Origin of the sequence: Nocardia huaxiensis, from assembly GCF_013744875.1 — a bacterium.
GTDB lineage: Bacteria > Actinomycetota > Actinomycetes > Mycobacteriales > Mycobacteriaceae > Nocardia > Nocardia huaxiensis.
In genome coordinates, this window is the sequence record NZ_CP059399.1 from 3,247,142 (window position 1) to 3,266,754 (window position 19,613).

The 19,613-nt window shown below is 65.3% G+C and carries 26 protein-coding genes and 1 tRNA gene; 3 read left to right on the forward strand and 24 right to left on the reverse strand.

What is annotated here, in order from left to right:
• Nucleotides 1-50: 50 nt before the first annotated feature.
• On the reverse strand, nt 51-299 hold the full coding sequence (locus H0264_RS14465; protein ID WP_181584437.1) for a hypothetical protein: 249 nt from the start codon (nt 297-299) through the stop codon (nt 51-53).
• 183 nt (nt 300-482) lie between these two features.
• Here H0264_RS14465 and H0264_RS14470 point away from each other — a divergent pair.
• A tRNA-Asn gene (locus H0264_RS14470) sits at nt 483-555 on the forward strand.
• A gap of 67 nt (nt 556-622) precedes the next feature.
• On the opposite strand, the gene H0264_RS14475 is transcribed toward H0264_RS14470, so the two are convergent.
• From H0264_RS14475 to H0264_RS14575, 22 genes are all read right to left on the reverse strand, one after another.
• Complete coding sequence (locus H0264_RS14475) at nt 623-1,903, reverse strand: site-specific integrase (protein WP_244976185.1); 1,281 nt, start codon at nt 1,901-1,903, stop codon at nt 623-625.
• A gap of 127 nt (nt 1,904-2,030) precedes the next feature.
• A complete protein-coding gene (locus tag H0264_RS14480; RefSeq protein WP_181584439.1) occupies nt 2,031-2,303 on the reverse strand; it encodes a MerR family transcriptional regulator in 273 nt (90 codons plus the stop codon).
• Nucleotides 2,300-3,292, reverse strand: coding sequence for a hypothetical protein (locus tag H0264_RS14485; RefSeq protein WP_181584440.1), 993 nt, complete (start codon nt 3,290-3,292; stop codon nt 2,300-2,302). The genes H0264_RS14480 and H0264_RS14485 overlap by 4 nt, the downstream gene beginning before the upstream one ends.
• Nucleotides 3,289-3,690, reverse strand: a complete 402-nt coding sequence (locus H0264_RS14490) for an ASCH domain-containing protein (RefSeq protein ID WP_244976186.1) — start codon at nt 3,688-3,690, stop codon at nt 3,289-3,291. Before H0264_RS14490 ends, H0264_RS14485 begins: the two co-directional genes overlap by 4 nt.
• Nucleotides 3,678-3,899, reverse strand: a complete 222-nt coding sequence (locus tag H0264_RS14495) for a hypothetical protein (protein WP_181584441.1) — start codon at nt 3,897-3,899, stop codon at nt 3,678-3,680. The genes H0264_RS14490 and H0264_RS14495 overlap by 13 nt, the downstream gene beginning before the upstream one ends.
• Nucleotides 3,896-4,603: a DUF2786 domain-containing protein gene (locus H0264_RS14500; RefSeq protein ID WP_181584442.1), complete on the reverse strand. Its 708-nt coding sequence runs from the start codon at nt 4,601-4,603 to the stop codon at nt 3,896-3,898. Before H0264_RS14500 ends, H0264_RS14495 begins: the two co-directional genes overlap by 4 nt.
• A 139-nt stretch (nt 4,604-4,742) precedes the next feature.
• Complete coding sequence (locus tag H0264_RS14505; protein WP_181584443.1) at nt 4,743-6,620, reverse strand: hypothetical protein; 1,878 nt, start codon at nt 6,618-6,620, stop codon at nt 4,743-4,745.
• Between the two features lie 21 nt (nt 6,621-6,641).
• Nucleotides 6,642-7,256, reverse strand: coding sequence for a hypothetical protein (locus H0264_RS14510; RefSeq protein ID WP_181584444.1), 615 nt, complete (start codon nt 7,254-7,256; stop codon nt 6,642-6,644).
• Between the two features lie 21 nt (nt 7,257-7,277).
• The gene (locus tag H0264_RS14515) at nt 7,278-7,808 is read right to left on the reverse strand and encodes a hypothetical protein (protein WP_181584445.1); all 531 of its coding nucleotides are present in this window, start codon (nt 7,806-7,808) and stop codon (nt 7,278-7,280) included.
• Nucleotides 7,809-7,863: 55 nt separating this feature from the next.
• Nucleotides 7,864-8,397: a hypothetical protein gene (locus H0264_RS14520; protein ID WP_181584446.1), complete on the reverse strand. Its 534-nt coding sequence runs from the start codon at nt 8,395-8,397 to the stop codon at nt 7,864-7,866.
• A complete protein-coding gene (locus tag H0264_RS14525; RefSeq protein ID WP_181584447.1) occupies nt 8,394-10,583 on the reverse strand; it encodes a P-loop NTPase family protein in 2,190 nt (729 codons plus the stop codon). Before H0264_RS14525 ends, H0264_RS14520 begins: the two co-directional genes overlap by 4 nt.
• Entirely contained in the window at nt 10,580-11,389 is an 810-nt protein-coding gene (locus tag H0264_RS14530) for a hypothetical protein (RefSeq protein ID WP_181584448.1), read from the reverse strand. Before H0264_RS14530 ends, H0264_RS14525 begins: the two co-directional genes overlap by 4 nt.
• On the reverse strand, nt 11,386-12,234 hold the full coding sequence (locus H0264_RS14535; protein WP_181584449.1) for a hypothetical protein: 849 nt from the start codon (nt 12,232-12,234) through the stop codon (nt 11,386-11,388). Before H0264_RS14535 ends, H0264_RS14530 begins: the two co-directional genes overlap by 4 nt.
• Nucleotides 12,231-13,280, reverse strand: coding sequence for a toprim domain-containing protein (locus tag H0264_RS14540; protein WP_181584450.1), 1,050 nt, complete (start codon nt 13,278-13,280; stop codon nt 12,231-12,233). Before H0264_RS14540 ends, H0264_RS14535 begins: the two co-directional genes overlap by 4 nt.
• Nucleotides 13,277-14,149 carry a hypothetical protein gene (locus tag H0264_RS14545; protein WP_181584451.1) on the reverse strand — a complete coding sequence of 291 codons (873 nt, stop codon included), beginning with the start codon at nt 14,147-14,149 and terminating at the stop codon, nt 13,277-13,279. The genes H0264_RS14540 and H0264_RS14545 overlap by 4 nt, the downstream gene beginning before the upstream one ends.
• 3 nt (nt 14,150-14,152) lie before the next feature.
• On the reverse strand, nt 14,153-14,788 hold the full coding sequence (locus H0264_RS14550) for a helix-turn-helix domain-containing protein (RefSeq protein ID WP_181584452.1): 636 nt from the start codon (nt 14,786-14,788) through the stop codon (nt 14,153-14,155).
• A gap of 65 nt (nt 14,789-14,853) precedes the next feature.
• Nucleotides 14,854-15,354 (reverse strand): hypothetical protein, encoded by a 501-nt coding sequence (locus H0264_RS14555; RefSeq protein ID WP_181584453.1) that lies wholly within the window; start codon nt 15,352-15,354, stop codon nt 14,854-14,856.
• Nucleotides 15,351-15,812, reverse strand: coding sequence for an RRQRL motif-containing zinc-binding protein (locus H0264_RS39205; protein WP_338040149.1), 462 nt, complete (start codon nt 15,810-15,812; stop codon nt 15,351-15,353). Before H0264_RS39205 ends, H0264_RS14555 begins: the two co-directional genes overlap by 4 nt.
• Nucleotides 15,809-16,051 (reverse strand): hypothetical protein, encoded by a 243-nt coding sequence (locus H0264_RS14560; RefSeq protein ID WP_181584454.1) that lies wholly within the window; start codon nt 16,049-16,051, stop codon nt 15,809-15,811. The genes H0264_RS39205 and H0264_RS14560 overlap by 4 nt, the downstream gene beginning before the upstream one ends.
• Before the next feature lie 113 nt (nt 16,052-16,164).
• Nucleotides 16,165-16,632, reverse strand: a complete 468-nt coding sequence (locus H0264_RS14565; RefSeq protein ID WP_181584455.1) for a hypothetical protein — start codon at nt 16,630-16,632, stop codon at nt 16,165-16,167.
• Nucleotides 16,629-16,991, reverse strand: coding sequence for a hypothetical protein (locus tag H0264_RS14570; protein ID WP_181584456.1), 363 nt, complete (start codon nt 16,989-16,991; stop codon nt 16,629-16,631). The genes H0264_RS14565 and H0264_RS14570 overlap by 4 nt, the downstream gene beginning before the upstream one ends.
• A gap of 100 nt (nt 16,992-17,091) precedes the next feature.
• Entirely contained in the window at nt 17,092-17,460 is a 369-nt protein-coding gene (locus H0264_RS14575; protein WP_181584457.1) for a hypothetical protein, read from the reverse strand.
• Between the two features lie 642 nt (nt 17,461-18,102).
• Here H0264_RS14575 and H0264_RS14580 point away from each other — a divergent pair.
• Together H0264_RS14580 and H0264_RS14585 are read left to right on the forward strand one after the other, a co-directional pair.
• Nucleotides 18,103-18,552, forward strand: coding sequence for an XRE family transcriptional regulator (locus tag H0264_RS14580; protein WP_181584458.1), 450 nt, complete (start codon nt 18,103-18,105; stop codon nt 18,550-18,552).
• A gap of 5 nt (nt 18,553-18,557) precedes the next feature.
• On the forward strand, nt 18,558-19,040 hold the full coding sequence (locus H0264_RS14585) for an NUDIX hydrolase (protein WP_181584459.1): 483 nt from the start codon (nt 18,558-18,560) through the stop codon (nt 19,038-19,040).
• On the opposite strand, the gene H0264_RS14590 is transcribed toward H0264_RS14585, so the two are convergent.
• Nucleotides 19,016-19,543 carry an HD domain-containing protein gene (locus H0264_RS14590; protein ID WP_181584460.1) on the reverse strand — a complete coding sequence of 176 codons (528 nt, stop codon included), beginning with the start codon at nt 19,541-19,543 and terminating at the stop codon, nt 19,016-19,018. The genes H0264_RS14585 and H0264_RS14590 overlap by 25 nt on opposite strands.
• Nucleotides 19,544-19,613 lie beyond the last annotated feature (70 nt).

Sequence of the window (19,613 nt, forward strand, 5' to 3'; positions counted from 1 at the left end):
GCGGCCGAAGGCTCGCCGCCACGCCAGAAACCCGCCCGAGGTTGTGCGCCCTACTTGATCCGCAACTGCTCCTGCGGCACCAAAATCGTGGTCCGCTCATCCAGCGGCACCATGGGCTCGAGCTTGGGCTGAGTGCTCAACTTATCCGCGAGCTTCTGCCTGCCCACCGAAACCACCTTCTTGGTGACAGGGCTCTGGCTGATCGCGCGGGTCGTCTTACTGATCTGCTCATACCGAGCCCGCCCGGCCTTCGCACCCAGCACATACCCGGCCGCGACACCGATGACCAACCGCAGCATCTCGAGAAGCTCCTCCCATAGACCAGTCCGCCCCCACATCCTGCCCGACACCCCCACCCCCTGTCACCCCGCCCCACCGTCACCCCTCCACACAATGTCCCCAGGTAGAGCCGCGATTTGGGAAGTGAACAACCCATACGCTAAAGTTCTTCTCGGCCGCCTGAGAGGGCGACCGGGACACAATCCCCTATAGCTCAATTGGCAGAGCAGCCGACTGTTAATCGGCAGGTTTCTGGTTCGAGTCCAGATGGGGGAGCAGAAAAAGGCCCCTGACCTTGGTGAGAATATCACCGGTCAGGGGCTTTATTCGTACTAAAGGGCGGTCACCGTCCAGGAAGTGTCCAGGAAGTCGGCGCGCGTTCCTTTTCGTCGCGATCTTGATCGAGGCTTTCGTCCGTCCCGTTCATGACCGCCTGGTGGAGGAGCTCCGCGGCGTTGTGATGCACGCGACCGCGTGCCATGTACTTGCGCTGCGTCATTGCCGGATCGGCGTGCTGGAGTACATCGGCGGTCACTCGTGCCGACAATCCGGCGTCGTCGAGTAGCAGCGCGATGAACTTGCGGAATGTGTAGGGGCTCAGGTTTTCCGGCAGTCCCAGTGCTTCTCGCACGCGCTGCCATTGATGATTGACATTCACCGGATCCCGCAACGTCCAGTCGAATGACGGAAAGATCAGCTCAGCGGGCCGGCACGCCAATGTCGGGTCGAACTCCATTGGTGGCGGGTTCTCCCGCTGTCGAGCCTGAAGGCGGTCATATCGCCGGTCCAGGATGTCGACCGCGAAACCCGGAAGTGCGATGGTGCCCTGCGGGTTCTTCGGATCGTTGTCCTTGACCACCCGAACCAAGCCTTTGCCCTTGACGCGGATCACCTTCCCGACAGTGCGGATCGTCCTGTTCTTGCGGTTGTAGAACGGCCAGGCCAGCCCGAGCACCTGGCTCGGGCGCTGCCCGGTGGCCGCCATGATCGCGATCAGATCGGCGAGATCGGCATCCTCGCAGTACTCGGCCACCAATGGCGGTGTGTAGGAGCGGATTCCGCGCTTCTGCTCGGCCTTGGTGAGCTTGCGCGGGCACGGCACCGTCGACCAGTACACCGAGGCGAGGATGAACCGCAGATCTTCGATCTCGATCTGCGCGGCGCCGCCGGTCCGGCCTTTCGGCGCCACGTTCTCGGGAATCTCGGCCTCCCGCACGGGATTCACATCGATCGCACCCTTGCGGACCGCGAAGCGGAGCATCCCCGACAGCATCGAACGCGCGTTGAGCATCGACGCGCGACCGTGTCCCTCGGCCACCGTCTCCAAGAACGCTTCCGCGGTAGCGGTTTTGAATTCATCCGGCCCGATCCGGCGGTAGCCGTATGCCTTCACCAGCATGGCGGCCCAACGGTCGTACGAGCGCAGCGTTCCGTCGGCGCGGTCTTTCTTGACCAGGTGCGCCCGATACGACTCCCACAGCTGCTTCACCGAGGAATGCGAGGTCACCTCCGCATCGGTTTCAGGCTTCAGTGCCGCCGCCGCGGCCCGGACCGCGGCCTCGGCGCGACTGCCGTCCCTATCGGGAACACGCCGGCCGATGCTGTCGAACCGCTCCGGGGACACTCGCCTGACTCGCCGTGGTTTACCGCTGCGATCCCGGACCCAGGTGCCCGCCTCCCAATGTCCCGGACTGAGTTCGGTCAACGACACCGAGCCCGGGACACCTATCGGTCGTCGAGGTCGGCCAGTTCTAGCCATTGCTGGCGACTGATCCTTCGTCGGTGTGCATCGCCTCCATCGCCGCATGCAGGGCGCCAACATTCCACAGGTATCGGCGTCCACGGCGTTTCGGTTTGGGCAGATCGAACGGTGCGCTACCTTCGCGGTGCCAGCGTCGCAACACTTCTGGATGGCAGTGGATGATCTGCGCGGCCTCCTTCGTGTCGGCCCACAGTCGCGTACCGATCCCGCCCGGCTGACTCGGTTCCGGCGCGGTTGCAGCTTCGTTGCGGTGAATGGTCATTGGACTTCTCCTTTCTGAATTCGGCTGTCTTGCACCGGTATGTCGGGATGGCCAGCCGTAAGGGTTTGCTTGGCACCGTTGATCAGGCCGACAGACCCGCGGATGGGGGCCGACAGACTGTCGTTCCTGTCGGATGTGCTGTCGGGGTCGGTCTGCTGCGCGACGATGTCCGCGATGGTGGAGTGATGAAGACCGAACAGCTCGCCCACCTTCCGGGTGGATCGAAGGTTTCGGTACGCCGCTCGGATGCGTACATCGCGGTCCGCTTCCGACACCGCGTCGGCTGGTGTCGGGTACGTGTCGGCTGACCTGTCGGGCCTGTCGACTGTGCCGGGCGTGACGTCGGTAGGAGCACTTTCCGGTGGGTTCTGGTCGAATATGTTGCTCCTCTTGTCATCTCGATGGGCATGCTGTAATGGCTCGTCTGGCGCGGGGGCAGACTCCGAGAGCATGGCGAAGCCGCAAATAACCATGAAGCCGTCGATGGCGAGCGGACCTACGCGGGCGCCGATTTGGTCATATCCCCAGGACAAGAGCACGTTGTACACATGGCCGTAGCTGATGATGGCGGACCCGATGGCCACGGTGCCGACGCCTCCGTAGCGGGCCAGTTTCCACCAAGGGCCGGGCCGCCAACGCACTCGGAGAAGCACTTCGATCGAGAGCAGCAGGACGATGGGCCACACCGCGGAGCCGATCTGAGGGGCGACGCCGGGGCGCCAGCCGTCGGGTTGGGTGTCGGCCGGCAGCCAGGTGTAGAGCCAGTTTCCGAGCACGGACAGGATTGCCCCGCAGGCGAATCCGAGTCGGGCGAAGAGTCCTCCGCCGATGTCGTGAGGGTCCTGTCGGGTGAGGTGTCGGGATCGGCGTCGGCTCGTGGAGTCCGACGATTCGGTGTCGGGTGTGCGGCTGCCGGTGCCGGGAAGTACGTCGTGGGGCACGGCGCCGCTGGCGTGCCCCACGGCGAATCCGGCGTCGTTGCCGGTCACGGATTGTTGCCTTCCGCCAGGCAAGCGCTCTGAATCCGGAGAGTTTCGGTGATCGGTTCGGTGTAGCGCCATTCGATGCGGGTGACGTTGCTGTCGGGTCGCAGCCCCCGGTGGGTTCGACAGAAGAACTCGACGAATTCGCTAGGAGTCCAGTGCGGGAACCCTTCGGCGGCCACCTCGACCGAGGTGATGCTGTCCAGTCGTTCTCGGTGGACCGAGGTGACTTCGACGTCGGTGATGCGGTCGAGCGGTTCGCCACGCCCGCGGCCTTGCACCTTCCGGCACAGCGTGAGGCGGTCGCCGGGTTTCAGCATCAGCCACCCGGCTCGTCTGGTAACCGTCTTCGTGCGGTTGCGCACTTGTCGTTCGGTGAGTGCGACGGACATCAAGCGTGACATTCGCCCTCCTCGCGATGTGGGCGCGCTTCCAGGTAGGCGCTGATCCGGGCTTCGTTGCGCTGGGGGAAGATTCGCCAGTCCTGGACGATGTCGAGGACGGGGTCGAGAGCGTCGATCATTGCTTTGACTGGAGCACGCTCGCCGGTGAGGCGGATCTTGACCGTGTCGGTCGGTGCTGGCGCGTCATACCCGCGGCTGTCATCGCTCATCGGCCGGCCTCCTGCTGCGGAGGTTCGTAAGTTGCGGAGTAGAGCTTGGGAGCAGTGAAATTCGGCGCCGGTGGCTCACCGAGCCCTTCGAAGCAGATGCGGAGTTTGCCTCCGACCGCGGTGCGTTCGGTGCCGGCGTCGTGGCAGGCGCCGATGATGGCGTCGGCGATTCCGGTGCGCATCCAGAGTTTCCGTAGTCCGCCTCCGTAGGGTTTGGTGCCGCCATCGGTCTGGATGATCAGCACGGGAACCATTTGCTGGGTGCCGTCGGGATTGAGTTTGGGTGCCTTGGAATAGAAGTCGAGGTCGGGTTCCTCCACGATGGCGACGATGTATCCGGCGACTGCGGTGCCGGGGGCAGTGTTGCGCCCGAAGGCGGCGCGGGTGCGGGGAGTGAACGCGTCGCGGAGCGTGCCGTCACTGGCCGGGCGGCTGGGTTTGGCGGTGGTGCTGGGGCCGGTCATGGTGCTGGTCCTCCTTGCGTGAGTCGTCCTGGTCCGAGCTGTGCTGCCGGGCGGCGTGCCGGTGGACCGCGGCGTCTTCGGTGGGGGTACGGGCGCGGGTTCGGAAATGTGGGGCACGCCATGCTCTTTGGCGAGTTCGTCGGCCTTGGCGTTGAACAGATCGGCTTCGGGGGTTCCGGCGACGCTGGTGGCGTGGGCGCGGAGTTTGGCGACCTTGGCGCGCGCCTGATCCGGGTTCATCGATCGATATCCCTGATCGGTAACGGCACAGGATGGTTGATAACCGGCACGGGGTGGTTTTGCGACTGGGCCGGTTCCGAGGCCCAGTCACGGTGATCACCGGGACTGGAATCATGCTGTTGCGCACTGGTTTTCACGGTCAGCGGTCCATCCCGTTGAAGGTCGGCTGCGGGATGACCGGACCGGCGAAGATCGGGCGAGCCAGCCGGGGGCCGGTCGGCGGCGTGGCCGGCGGTGCGCTGGACGTCGGCGAGTGTTCGGCGAATTTCTGGACCAGCTCGGTGTTTTCAGTCCGCAGCTGTCCCACCTCAGCCTGTGCGGCCCGCAATTCGCCTCGCAGACGGTCGATCTCGGCCAACGGACTGTACTTGTGGTCTTCCTGCCAGGCCGCGACCTCGTCGATCGCGGCATACCGAGTTCCGGTCAACTCATGCAGCGGCGCGTCGGTTCCGGTGGGCCGGATCCTGACGATGACGTCGGCGTCGGCGGGCCAGCCCTGGCTGTCGTCACCAAGCTGATCCAGAGCCCAGGTATAGCCGTCGGCCAGTGTGCCCACTTCGATCCGGTGGGCCATGTCGGGATGCTTCTGCACGAAATCGGCCGAACCGACGGTTACCTCGTAGCCGTGATCGCGATCCTGGCTAGGCGCGGCCTGCGGTGCTTCGCGATCCTGTTCGGGGACAGCAGAATCCGGAGGGTCTGATGGGTCGCGTTCGAGGGTCCGCTCACGGATGTCGTCGTGCAGTTGCGACTGAACGATGTCGGTGCGGCCGGCGAACAGGTAGACGGGGCCGCGGCTCACCTCCATCTGGAAACTGTCGGTGGCGGTGTACTGCGGATGCACGGTGACCGCGGTGTAGGGGCCGTGGTGGCTGAGCTGCTGCTTGGCCCATTCCAGCGCTTCCGTCGGGGTGCCGAATCGGTTGCGGTCCACGGCGGTGACTGTGGTTGTATCGGTGTCGTTCGGATGGCTGATCACCTCGACACGGAAGCTGTCGGGTTCGTGCGTGGGTCCGGTTGGCGCACTGCGATTCTCGGTCGAATCGGTGGTCTGCTCGACCGACCCGGGCTGCGGTGACATGCCAGACTCCGCACGTGTAGGCGGGTTGGCCGTGAGGACGGCATCGAGCTGCAGGCGAGTCAGCCCGAGATGGTCGGCCGCTTCCGTCCACGTGTATCCGCGATCGTGGAACAGACGGCGGGCCTGCTCCGCCCAGGACGCCATCGCCGCGCTGTTGTCCGCCGCGCTCGAACCGTCGGTACCGCCGTTGGCGAGCCGGGTTCGCAGACGCGTATTTTCGGCCTGCAGGGACTGGACGGACTCGGTCAATTGCGCCACCGTGACAGGATTCGCGCGGTCAGGCGCGAGATCGGTGGGGAAGAGGTCGATCGGAGCGTCCGGGTCGACGGACATGTCATGGTGCCACCGATCCGGGCGCCGCTGTGGACGGAACTGGCCGGCGCGGTCCCGGGAAACACCGAACGGACGTATCGGTTCGGATCGGTCGAGAGCGCTCGCGGCGCGACTGAACATCCGGGACAGCCGCTCCCGCAGTGCCTCGATCCCGGCGGGACGGGTGAAGACGGGGCCGGGCCGCTGCAGGGGGTCGCGGTGGATGCCGGACAGGGCGGTGGTGACTTGCTGGCGTTCGGTGGCGGTGAGATGCGGAGAGGCATGCAGGAACCCTTCGATGCGTTCGCGTGACTGGGTGAGCAGTCGCTGGCGTTCGAACCAGGTTTCCAGCGTGTCCGCGGTCCGGATTCCGCTGTCGGTGAGCAGCTTCCACCGGTAGGTGCGCAGCGCGTGCTGCACGGTGACACGGTGCCGTACATGGGCTCGTCGCTGTTCGCGAGCGTCCTCGGCGAGGACGCCATTGACCTCGCGCAGTGCGCTGCGCGACAGTGTGGTGGCGTTGGGATGCAGCAAGCGCCAGGAGCCGATGACCTGCGCGATCCGCATCGCGGACCGGCTCACTTCACCGGTGATCTGGTCGACTTCGGAACTGTTGTCGGACATGGGTATTGGTCTCCTTCAGAATCAGTAGGGGCCGGAGGCGTTGAAGTAGTCGTCCGCGGGGTCGCCAAACGGGTCGAGGTCAGGGGAAGCGGCCGCAGGTGGCAGCGTGTACCGGTGCAGGGCAACCTTTTTCTGCGCGGAATCGAGGCGCAGTTGGTCGAGCTCGGACAGATGTCGTTTGACGTCCCAGCCGCGGCGCTGATCGAATTCGTCGAGAAGCGCGTTGCGTTGGTTCCACCACATGTCGCGGGTCGTCGCGGGCATGGTGCCGTCCGCGGATCGGGAGAGCTCGGACGCGCGGAGCACTTCGAAAATCAGCGCCGGTATCGGCAACTCCTCCAGGGTGGACGCTTTGATGCCGACGGCCAGCAGGTCCGGTCGGAACTTGGCGCGCGTGGTGGCGGTCTGCAGGTCGCGGACGCGGGCGTCGGCACTGCGCTGGTTGGCCTGCTCGGCCCGGAGCCGGTCCAGCTCCCACCGTTCGGCCGGCGACAGACGGCGCCGTGCCACGGCATGACAGAGCATGCCCCAGGGATCGTGCTCGTCCCAGGCGATGATGCCGGCGACGGTGACAACGCCGGTGATGGCGCCGGCGGTGACACCGATTGTGAGGGTGCGAAAGTGGTTGCGAATCATGGGATCTGGTTCCTCCATCGGTTATTGAGTGGGCTGGTCGCTGGGGTCGAATCCGAGGAGCTGGGTGGCGAATCTCCAATTGGTATGGGCGCGTTGGTCGACCGCGAGGACCTGGTCGCAGGTTTGGCGGTAGGCGGTGAGGGCGCGGAGTCGGCGGGCGATGGCGGTCAGGTCTTGGGCGATGGTTAAGGCGGGGCCAGTGACTGAGGGAGTTTCGGGGGGATGTTCGAGATCCAGGGCGCGATAGGCGGCGGGGATCTGATCGTCGGTGTCGAGTAGCAACCGGCCGATGTCCTTGATCGGCAGCGGTGATCGGAGTACGGCCTCGGCGAACATGTGCCACATGCCGCGCAGCAGCACCTCGCTGGAGTCCTGCTCGTCGCGGGTGATCAGTCCGCGCAGGTGCGCTTCGTGCTCGGCGGCGGCGCGGGCGACGTGGCCGCGGAAAATGACGGCGAGTGAGCTGAGCCAGTGGTGAATGACTGCCAGCTCGACAGCCTTCCCACTGTCGTCCTCGCCGGGCTCGGTGGAGTGGATTCCATTGGTGTTCATAGGGTTTGTGGTGTCCTTTCGGTTGATGAGCTGCTGATGTCGTGGAGTCGGCGTCTCACGCGCTGTCGTGTCGGCGGTGATAGAGCTGGCGCAGGCTGGGACGGCCGTGGGCGTGCCACACGCCGTGCGCGACCCACCCGGTGCCGTAGACGCACCAGGCGAGGCCCACGATCGCTCCGGCGAAGGTGAAGGCACACACCGCGATCACGACCACTGCGGCGGCCGTCGCGCCGGGTCGCCACCAGAACGCCAGCGCCAGCCGCAGGCGAAGTGCCGTGGCGACAAGCGGATCGAGGGTGTCCTCGCACTCGTCGGGGGACAGCGCGAGATCGGCGGAATTCGGGACGGCCGCGAGATGTCGCCGGCGTCGGTCCGGGTGGTTCTTCGGCAGTGCGTCGGGGAACATCGCGTACAGCTCGCCGACACTCGGTGTATCGACGTCGAATCGATCGGGAGACTGCTGGGACGCTTCGAGGGCGAGGGGCTCGTCGTCGGGTTCGGGCTGGGGCATCATGCTGTGGTCGTCCTCCTGATCGTCGGGGTCATCGGGTTGGTCGTCGTGGGCGCCGAAGTCGCGTTCGGGACTCATGCGGGTGCGCCTTTGCCTTGGATGAGGGCGGTGCCGGCGCGCATCCACCGCCCGCGACGCTGGGCTGCGCCGCCCGCGACGGGCTCCATCGGGCGCAGCGGAATGTCGTCGGGATTCAACGGGGTGATGCGTCCCCAGGTGGCGACGCCGCGGTTGACGTAGACGCAGTCGCCAGGTTCCAAGCGCCGCAACAGATTCGGGTCGATCAGTAGCGCGTCCTGCATGCGGACCTGCCCCTCGTCGCCGTGACGGTCCTTGAGGGTGTGCCGCGAGGGTTCGAGCGCTCGCCGGGTGCCGTAGAGGGTGACGATTTCGTCGGGGCCTTCGAGTCCGAAGCACAGCAGCCCGCCCGACCACGCCTTCATCAGCTGCTTGGCCTCGCGGTCGGTGCCGGCCAGCGATTCGAAGGAGTGCGCGCCGACAATGCATGCCACCCCTTGGGAGCGCAGTGCCTCGCAGGCGTCGGTGAGGCTCGCGCCCTCGGACACCCGAGAGAATTCATCGATGGCAAAGGTGATTTCGCGGCCGTGGTCGGTGGCGGCGACCTGCTCGACAAGCTTGATCACCGCTTTGGCCTGCGAGGTGGCCACAGACTTCTGCGCGGTGCCGGGCACGGTGATGAACCAGTACGCCTTGTCCAGCAGGTTGTGTGGGCCGTCGAAGACACCGTCGAGCTCACGGAACAGGTTGTCGAAACGCGCGGCCTCTGCAGGCAACACGGGCTGTTTGCCCTGGCATGCGGCGGCGATGGCCTTCAGCTCGGGCTTGTACTTCGGGTCGGTGGGCATGACCATCGCGCCGTCGGCGTTGAACTCTCCGCCCCACGAGTACCAGAGCCATACTTCGTCGAACCGGTCCATGAACACCTTCGACGCGGTAGGAGTGTTCTCGCCGGGACCTTTGCCCGCATCCGGATCGGGTGCGTCGACGATCAAGTGCACCAGCGAGATCCGCAGCTCCTCGTAGAACTTCTGTGCCGAGTCGCTGGCCTTCGCGGTGGGAGCGAGATCTTCGATGACATGGCGGAGCGGTCCGGCCGGCAACCCCCACAGGTTGATCTTGTCGGCGGGGAGCATGCCGATCTGCGAAGGATGCACGCCGCTGGCCAGCAACGCGGCCTTCAGCTCCGCCCACGTGACCAGGTCCTCGATGCCGCCCTTGCACGTCAGGAACAGGCTCATCGCGCGCTTCGGCTTGATGCCCAAGACTTTTCGCGTCGCCTGAGGTGTTGATGCTGCCGCGAGATAGCGTTCGTGACTTGCCAGGTGCGAGGCCACCGACAAGCGGCACAGGCCCGTGGTTTTGCCGGATCCGGGACCGCCCAGCACGCCGATGTTCTTGCGCACCGCGCTGTAGGGCAGGGAGAACAACGTGTCGGTGGTGGAAATGAGTTGCTGGGCAACGGATTTGCGATGCTGGCTCACCTGCTCGGCGCGGCGCCCGAGCACGATCTGGCGGTGCCCGCGGCCGTGCCCGGTGACGATGGTGAGGGGTGTCGCGCGGGTCGCCAGAGTGCGAGCGGCCTGGAATTTGGCGTCGATCTCGCGACGTTGCGCCCGTTCGGTGGCCGGAATGTTCCTCTTGCCGACGGTGTGCAGACGGTTGCAGCGGCGCGCCCACCACCAGGTCGCTGCCGTGAGCGCCAACGGAATTCCGGTGACGCTCATCTGCAGTGCGCCGGCCAGCCACTCCGCGTCGCCCGCCAGCACGGCACCGTCCACATACAGCCGCAGCGGAGTCCACAACGAAGTGGTCGCGGCGGCCGTAGTGGCGGGCAGCACGAGCGACCCTCCCGCGTAGTTCCGCAACCGCGCGGGATCCCAGCCCTGGCGGGCGGCCATCACGGTCGCGGCGGCGAACACCGCGCCGGTGAACCCGACCGCGGCACCGGTGTCGGCGAGAAGCGTGGTCAGATCTCCCAGCCCTGAGGTGTCGGAGGTCAGACTCGGGTCGTGCGTGTTCATGAAGTGCAGCCAGGCCGGTTCCTCGGGGGCGATGCTGGTTGCGCCGGTTTCCCTCGCGGGGCCGCAGTCGGAGGCGGTGATCAACGGCCGACATTGCTCGATTGGTGCAGCGGCTTCGGTGGTCGGCGCGGGAACGTTCGTGGTGGGTCCGCAGTCGAGCGGGGTGATGAGCGGTCGGCAATGGTCGTCGACCGGCGCGGGTGCGCGGTGCAGGGCGGTCATGAGGCGCGCTCCTCTCGGATCGTCGGGGCGGGCAGATCGATGGAGCGGTCCTGGATCACGCGTTGCAGGGACCGCAGGCGGATGTCGGGGTGCTCGGGGATGCGGCCGGTGGTGATCAGCTCGGTGACCGCGCGGTCGAGGGCGTTGCCGATGACGTCGGTTTCGTAGAGGTAGAGCAGTCCGTCGCCGATGGTGCGGGCACGCTGGTAGGCGTTGAAGACGGTGTGCACCAGACGTTTTCGTGACGGCCGTTTCAGCGTGAGTTCCACCTCCACCGACAGCCACGAGTCGCGGTAGAGGTAGCGGCCGTCGTGTACGTGTCCGCGGGCCAGGCCGCTGCTCGGCTGCGGCAGCAGACCGGACTGGTCGACAATCGTCAACCCGCCGGGTCGTTGTCCGGTCGCAATGGCGGCATCGCGCAACAGCTTTCGTTCCGGCACCCACAACTGGGGGTCCAGTCCGCACAGCGCGGCGCGGGCACGGGCGACGGCGAGCTTGTGAACGATGTTGGTGCGGGTGGGATTCCAGCTGGAGACTGCATGCCCGAGCTGTTCGGCGGCGACCGCCGGCCAGGGCCAGACCACGGTCACTTCGCGGTCGGCGTTGTCCGGGAAGATCGAGACCGAGCGCAGGACGCCGAAACCGCTCCGCAGCCGCGCGAGCAATTCGTAGGTGCGGCTGCGGCCGGTGCCGCATAGCAACTGCAGGGTGGCGAAATCGATGCACCACTGCTGGCTGGTGAACCGCGTCAGCAGTCCGTCACGGTCGGTCCAGCACAGTCGCGGATCCGGATGGGGACGAGTCATCGTTCGACCCCCCAGTCCCATTCGGGCCGTGCGGGTGTGGGGAGCGTGGCGTGCCGGTCCCGTTCCACCAAGCGGGTGGTCATCCCGAGCCGGTCCGCGATCTGCGAGGCAGGCAAGCCCAAACCGGTCAACGCGCGGACCTGCTCGCGCCGCTCTTCGCGGCTGGACGCCGGTGTCCACCGTGCTCGAACCGGAGTCCCGTCGGGCTGATCGATGGTGTCTTCGTCCCATTCGAACGGCAGCGGCCACCCGCGCTGTCGGCCGTAGGCGCGTGCGCGGTCCGACGGGCCCGGTGTCATCTGCAATCGGTCGAAAAGCGCTCTGACCGCGCGTTCACGCTCTGCGGTAATCGATTTCGAGATGCCCCCACCGGAGTGTGAGCGCCCGACCAGAGCACTCATGGTCCGGCTGCCGGCATGCACGCCCAACGAGTCAGCAAGCGTGCGCTGCGGGTACCCGTGCGCGATGAGGGCTTGGACGCGTCGCCTCGCACCCAGGACGGGAACCAAAGCCGTCGGCGCGAGGACATCGGCGGCCCGGTCGGGAACCTCGATGCCCAGGATGGCGGTCTCGACCTCTGTGCTGATGCGTTCCCATTCGGGATGAGTGATGCGGGCGACGGTGGCGTGCCCAAGCCCCGCCATCTGCGCCACCTGGTGCGGGCTGATCCCCGCCGTCTGCAGTCGCTGCAGATGGGTCCGCGCAATGTCGGCGGATGTTCGCGGATTCCAACGGTTGTACGCGATCTGCCGGTATCGGTGGCGGTCGTAGCAGGGCTTGCACATGCCGCGCGAGATGCTGGTTTCCCCGCAGCCGCACGCCCGGGATTGCTTCGGCTCGGTCATCGATCGAGCCCCCAATCCATCTCCGGCCGTGTCCACCCGGGATGCGGTGGTGTCGAAACCGATGCCGGGCGCCGGGGTCCGGTGCTGCGGCCCTGCTCGTGCGCACCGGAGCGGTACGGAGCGAGCTGGCTGGGATCGATGACGTGGAGATCATTGATGCCGTGGCCGGCATCGAAGTGATCCGAGAGATCCTTGCCGTGCGCGGCGTGCATGACGTCGACACGGTTCACCAAGCCGCTTACGCGGTCGTAAACCTGTGCGGCGTGGGTGTATCCGGGGGTGTCACGATCGGCGACGATGACGACATGCGCCGCGCCGCGCAGCTGTTGGGCGTGTTCGGGCCGGAACTTGCCTGCCCCACCGACATTGCAGGTCGCGGGATATCCGGCCTGGATTGCACGGTCGACGTCCTTCTCGCCCTCGCAGACCAGGATCGGGTGGCCTTGCGCGACAGCCCATGCCACGGTCGGGGCCTGGTACAGCACCGGTGCGAAGCCACCCGGAGCCCACATGCGCCGATCGGGATCCCAGCGCCGCTGGCTGAAGTCCTTGGCGACGCCACGCTCGTGGGGCACCTCGTACCGGATTACTTGCCCGACAGGGTCATTGGTCGCGGTGGTGTAGGTGTAGACGGCTGCTCGCCGTTTGGGACCGGTGGCCGCTCCCAAATCGCGAGTGTGGTTGTGTGGCTGCTGTTTTCGAGCCGGTGGCGTTGTCAGTGTCGGTTGCGGACGCTGGTTGACACGCTGTCCGTCGGTGCGGGACCGGTCAGGCAGATGATCGAACAGGTCCCGTACGCGCAGATCCGCCGCCACCAGCACGTTGTCCTGATCGCAACCGCTGAAGCAGGTGACGATGGTCTTCTCACGCCGCGGGTCGTACTTGACTCCGAGCGACGGGTTCCGGTCGCCGTTCCCACGGCCGTGACTGGGTACCGGGCAACGGAATTTGGTCCACTGCCCCGACTGGGTCGCGGCCTCGGTCGTTACTTGCCGCAGAGCGTCGACGACGCGATCGAACGATGCCCCGGAGGAGTTTCCGGTCATCGTGGCTCCGGGAAGTTCTCGGGTGTCCAGCCGCCCTTGGGGCGCTGGAGCTTCGAGACCTGCTTGCCGCGGCGCCAGTGGTTCCAGGCGGCGACGATGAGGCCGATGAAGTCGCGGTCGCTGGTCCGGGTGCGGGTGGTCCGGATGGAATCGAGACGTTCACGCAGGGCGAGGATCGGCGAACCCACGTCGAGCCCGACGCCGGTGTCCCACAACCGGATGAACTCAATCGTGGCCTGGTCGTCGATCTCCGACAGTCGAATCGCGACCGCGCAGGCCACCGCAGGGCGGCACTTCACGCGGGTAGCGACCGTGGCGAAGCGTTCGGCGCGGGTGACGACATCGGGGTAGGCTTCGGCGAATTCCACCACCTTGGTCGTGGAGACCGGGGCAGGGTTGCGCACGACGTCGCCGAAGAGGTTGCCCTCCATCCATACCAGGTAGACCCGCAGTGCAGCGGCGACCATGGTGACGCTGTGGCCGGCCAGTCCGGCGAGTGCAAGCTGGTCGGCGGGACTGCGCTTGGTGCCCTGGTCCATCGTGACCTGGGTGTCGCGGGGCAGGTTGCGCACCACCAGCATCGGCAGGACCAGCCCAGTGGTACGGGCCAACGCCATCAGACGGTGCTGACCGTCGAGCAATTGCCCATCCTCGGCGAACTTGATCGCTTCGCCGTTGAAACGCCAACGGCCAGCGTTCATGTCGTCGAGGTACTGCTGCACACGTGCCAGCCGGACAGGCCGGTTGTTGGTGTTGCGTTCCAGCTCGCGCCGCGCCATGGCGGCATCCATCTGCACGATCTGCGGGACACCTGGGGAGTCGGTGCGCTCTGGTCCGCTGTTGGGGTTGTCGGGGTTGATCAGATGCATGGCTTATCCCTCCCGGGATTCGTCGAAGGGGTTGGGCAGGCGGTCGAGAACGGCCTGCAGGGCGTCGCGCGCCCGCCACAGATCGCCGAGATGCTGCTCTGCCAGTTGGGTCGCGTACCGGTCGAATCGGTCGTCCTCGATGAGACGAGCGAGCGTCTTGGCGTCGCTGCACAGCTTGCGGCGGGCGGCGTCGAATGACTTCGTGATCGGCGCGCGCTTCGATGTGTGGGCCGCACTGGTGCTCCGGCCGTCCGCGGAGCCGATGTCGCTGAGCTCATCGGGATCGTGATCCGAAAACTGTTCAGGAACATTCGATTTCGTCGAGTAGGACTTACCGTCCAACCCGACCACCGAGTCAGGTGATTCATTTGAATCACCTCCGGACAGTTCACGGGATACCGTCGGTTGACTCAGCCCGGTGGCAGCCGCGATCGCACGGGTACTCATCCCGATTTCACGCAGGGACGCAACGACTTCGGAGCGTTCCTCGCGAGGTACTCGGATGCGGGCGCGGTCGAACTCGGCCGCGCAGTAGTCGTCCCAGGACCTGTAATCCAGTGCGACCCAGACGCGCGTGAGGTATGCCTGCTGGATCAGCTCCCACGCCTTCGAGACCAGGCTGTTGATCTGGTCGGTCAACTCCCGTGCGGCGTGTGCTGTGATGATCTCGCCCGAGGGCAGGGCGTCAGGGGACTGCGGAGCGCTCATCGGTCCTGCCCCCGTTCCAAGTCGAGGAATTCACCCGACTTGAGCCACTGCCCCGGTACGCGGCCGGGGGTGCGCACGGTCGGTGGGCGGGCATCGACGCGGATCTCCCGATCCCAAAGTTCCGGGTGCGCATCCTGGTGAATTGCCAAGTGCGGCAATTGTGCAGCCACCGTCGGCACCGCATGGTTCCGAGCGTGGGCCTCGGCGTCGCGCACCAGTTTGACCGCGTCACGCGGGTTCACTCCGATGCCCCTGGCCAGCTCCTGAATTCGCGGCCAGTCCCGTCGGGCCAGCTCCCGTATGCGGTAGCTCGTCGACAACTTCGCCATCAGCAAGGCGTCGCGTGCCTGCTCCAGACTCAGATTGTCGCGGTCGGGCAGCCAGGAGACCTGCCAGCCTTGCTCGCCGAGATGTGCGGTGTGGGGCAGCTCGTCGAACCACATACTCTGCGCGGTCGTTCGAATTCCCTGGTGATGATCACGATGCGATCCGCTCATCGGTCCAGCCCCCAATCCCGCTCCAACGAGTGCAAGGTCGCGGTGGCTGCGATCTCGGCCATGCCTGTACTTGCGGGGGCGGGAGATTCCCACTGCGGACCACACTCGACGGGGTGATTGAAGTCGTCACGGTCTAGGCCACGCCGTTCCGACGCTCGCAACTGGCGTTCTCGGGTAGCTTTCGCCAGCGCAGCAAGCTGTGCCGGTGAAGCTTCCCGTTTCGGCGCAGCTTGATCGACATGAAACAGATAGGCGGCCAATGGCTCTCGGCCGCCGCGGCGCGGCCGGACCACCTGAGCGGCGATATCCTGACCATTAGGGCGTAGACCCTGCTGCCGCAGTTGACGACGTGTGGCGAGTCCGCTCGGAGCGGTACCCCAGTAGAACGTGGGCACGCCGAAGCGTGATCCGGACGCGTCCGGTAGATCGCGGCTACGAACATCTTTGGGGCCGATCATCGATCCAGCTCCCACTCGCGATCCACCTCGGTCGAAGTGGTGCGCTTCTCGACCGGCGCGGTGGTTGTGCGGATAAGCCCCACGGCCTCGTTGAGGGTGAGCCCCAAGGCTTTTGCCCATTCCGCAGCTTCCAGCCGGTCCGGGGCTACGGCCAGCCGCATGCCGGCCTTGGCCTGCTGCGGGGTGAACTGGCGGCCAGGCAAGCCGGTGAAGGCCCAGGTGTTCTCTCCGATGTTCACCGCCCTGTGGCTGGTGGCCTCCGACCGCATCACACCGTGGTCGACATCGATTCGTGGGATTGCCGGAGCGGCAGCGCGCGCCCACTCGGCTCGACTCCATGCAGTCGGCAACTTCATCGGTCCAGCCCCCGATCCAATTCGTGGTAGAGGTGACCGATAGCTCCGTGCGCATTGGAGACGGCGTTGCCGACCGCCTCGGAAGAGCCAGCCGCGCGGCGCAATTCGCCCGCAGCATCCTGTGCAGCGGTCCGAGCGGGTGTCTGATCCGGGCCGCGATACTCGTCGTGACGGAGGCTGGAATCGCCAGCGAGGTCACCAGCCCAGCGCGACAGGTTGCGGAGTACTTCCCCGTGGATATGGGCGGAGTAGGCGAGGTTCCCGAAGAGGGGATAGGCGCCTGGTGCGTTCGGCAGCGCGTTCCGCGCGGAGCCAATCGTGGCATGGGCGAGGTACCGATGCAGCTCCCCGATCGCGTCAGTGGCAGCGACGATTGACTCGGCCGTGTACGGCCCGTCCAACGGCCAGTGCCGCTGAACAACTTCGACCCCATTGATCGGATCGGCCTGGTGTCGACGACTCACCGCGCCACCTCCCGCTGACCGCACTCGGCCGGAACCACCGCAACCGGTTCGGCTGTCTGAGCGGGGCAGAACACAACATCGGGCTGCGGGTAGGTGCGGTTCCCGAAGAGGAGCACGCCGGTGTACAAACCCATCGCGAAGGCGAGTACGAGGAGAAAGACCTTCAGGCGGTGTTCTGGCGGAATCGCGTGCGCGGTATTCACCATCAAGTTCGACGAGCGATACATGTTGCGGTGCATGGCATTCGCGGTCTCGTAGCCGGTGGAGGGCTCGTAACCGCCGACGGTGTAGCCATGGTGCTGGGAGTGGTTCATCGCCGCATCCCCCGCCGGTACGAGCGGTGCCGCCACATCGTCCACACGACGACGAGGAACACGACAAGCAGGAAAACGTCTGGCGCGATGAGGAATACGAACATCGCCAGCACGAACAGGGTGGCAAGGACCGGGGTGGGCAACATCATGCGGCACCGCCCGACAACTCGATTTTGGTGGCCGCGATCGCGTCGGCAATGCCGGCATCGAGGAGTTCGCGCAGCAGCATCGCCTGGTCCAGGGACAACTGCATCGAGACATCGCCGCCGAAGGGTGAACCCTGGATATCGACGCATACGCGATCGATGGACTCGAAATAGTGGACTCGGAAAGAACCCTGAACGCTGGTGGTCACGAAGATTTCGTCAATGTCTTGCTGGCGGCCGTAGCTATTGACCTTGGAAACGTGGGCACCCATGGAATCACGCATCACGCGACCCGCGTCCGTGTCGGCGGTTCTGCCGCGCGAGCTGCGACTGTGCTGCCAGTTGCGTTGCCCGCCAGGCCCGTTCATCAGGGGAGAGCAGATTGTCGGGATCAACGGCGCGCTCGAAGCGAGACCGTGCGGCAGGACGTATGGCGGCTCGCGTCGGGCGGAGTGCGGTGGGTTCGGATGTGGCCGGGCGGCCGACTACACTGGACATGCCTCAAGGGCTCCTGTCACTTGGGGATTGAAGAGTTGCTGGAGCGGCTGGAACCGCTTTGGTGCATAGGGGTCCTCGGTAGCTGGAACTGCCGGGGGCCCTTGAATTTGGTTGGGGGATAGTCTTTCTCGTGCTGTTGAGCACACTTATATTCACGCGATTCGGCGGGACGCCGGAACCAAGTAAGTGGGACACATTGGGACGTTTTGGCGGTATTATTGGGTATGCCGAATGAGCGCCTTCGAGGAGCGATGGCGGCCTCGAATCTGACCAAGTACGGTCTTGCTGAACAGCTCAACGTGAGCACGAAAACCGTTGAGCGATGGGTTACTAAGGGGCGATGCCCTCATCCCACGATGCGCCTCCGAGTGGCTCGTACGCTCGGGCGAGACGAAGCGTATCTCTGGCCCGAACTGCTAGATGGAAACCGTGCGTCTAGCGCATCGCTATCGGAGATCGTGCAGATATGGCCAACCAGACCCGAAGTGCCACACGAGGTTTGGCGTTCGCTCATGGGTCGGGCGACAGCCAACATCGAAGTACTCGTTTACGCTGGCGGGTTCCTTGTCGAGTCGCTCGACTTTGTCAACGTTGTTCGCACGAAGTCTGCTGCCGGAGCTGAGATTCGTATCCTGCTAGGGGAGTGGGACTCTGATGCCGTCAAGGCCAGAGCTGGCGAAGAGGGTCTGCCGTCGCTACCTCAGCGATGTCACTCGACTCTCGAATATCTCTGGGAAACAAAGGATTTGCCTGGTGTAGAGATTCGTGACCATCGAACTACGCTGTACAACAGCATCTACCGATTCGATGATTCGATGCTGGTGAACACGCATAGCTATGGTGCGTATGCTGCGAAATCGCCCGTTCAACACCTGCAACGTGTCCCGGGTGGGCGGCTCTTCTCCTACTACCTGGAGTCGTTCGAAGCGGCCTGGGCAACCGGTCGGCCCGCAGTACTCTGATCTTCATGGGACGACGTATCGACTACCACCAAGACCCGAACGCGCCCGCTGCGAATAGCGTCCGGCCCAGCGCTGGCGCCTTCGTACGCCAGGGCGACACGGTCCTTCTAATTTGCAGATCGGACAACGGCAACTGGTCTATGCCAGGCGGCGCGCATGATCCGGGAGAGTCTCTGAGCCGTACTGCGGTTCGGGAGACCCTGGAGGAAGCCGGCGTGGATATTCGCCTGACCGGAATCGTCGGGATCTTTACCGATCCAACTCACGTCATCCACTACACGAGCAACGACGAGGTGCGCCAGGAGTTCACGATCATCTACGCAGCCGAGCTGGTCGGGGGCGAGCCAACTCCTAGCAGTGAGAGCACCCGAGTCGAGTGGGTACCGATCGATCGAATCCCGGAGCTTGCTATGGACCCGAGCCAACGGAAGCGAATCGAATGGGCGCTCACCAAGAACGAGCCCTACATCGACCCTTCGACACGCTGAACCGCTCCGCGGAGTAGCGGCTCAGAGCGGTCGATGGCAGTACGGACAATGCTGCCGGCTTCGTATCGATCCCGAATCTCTGACAGTCGTTGATCGATGGTGAACAGCTCGCCGTTGGGTCCGGTAGTCATGTCGGCCCACCAGACCAAGTCGGTTGCGCGATCGAGTCCAGCAACGTCGACGAGACGGAACCGATCAAAGACCTCGGCTTCAATCCCTCGTACCTCCGCCTCAACCGTACTCGCGGAGTGGAAAGCCACGAGATTGCACACGATGGGGGAAAACCCCCGCGCCGCCAACAGGTTTGCACCATCGATTGGATGAAATCCCGTGTCGGGATACCCGTATCCGACATCGTGGAGGTACGCCGATACCACCGTCTCAGACCGCAGATTTTCCGGAAGCCGGTGTGCAACCCTCTTCACCTTGCGCCCCACTTCAAGCGTGTGCTCACGGCGCGCAGTCGTCAGCGGCGTCAGCAGGTCCGAGAGAGCGGCTTCCACGGTTGGTCATGCTACGCGTCGGTACTCGATCTGGCATGGGCTCAAGATCGAAGCCGCCGACTCGATCAAC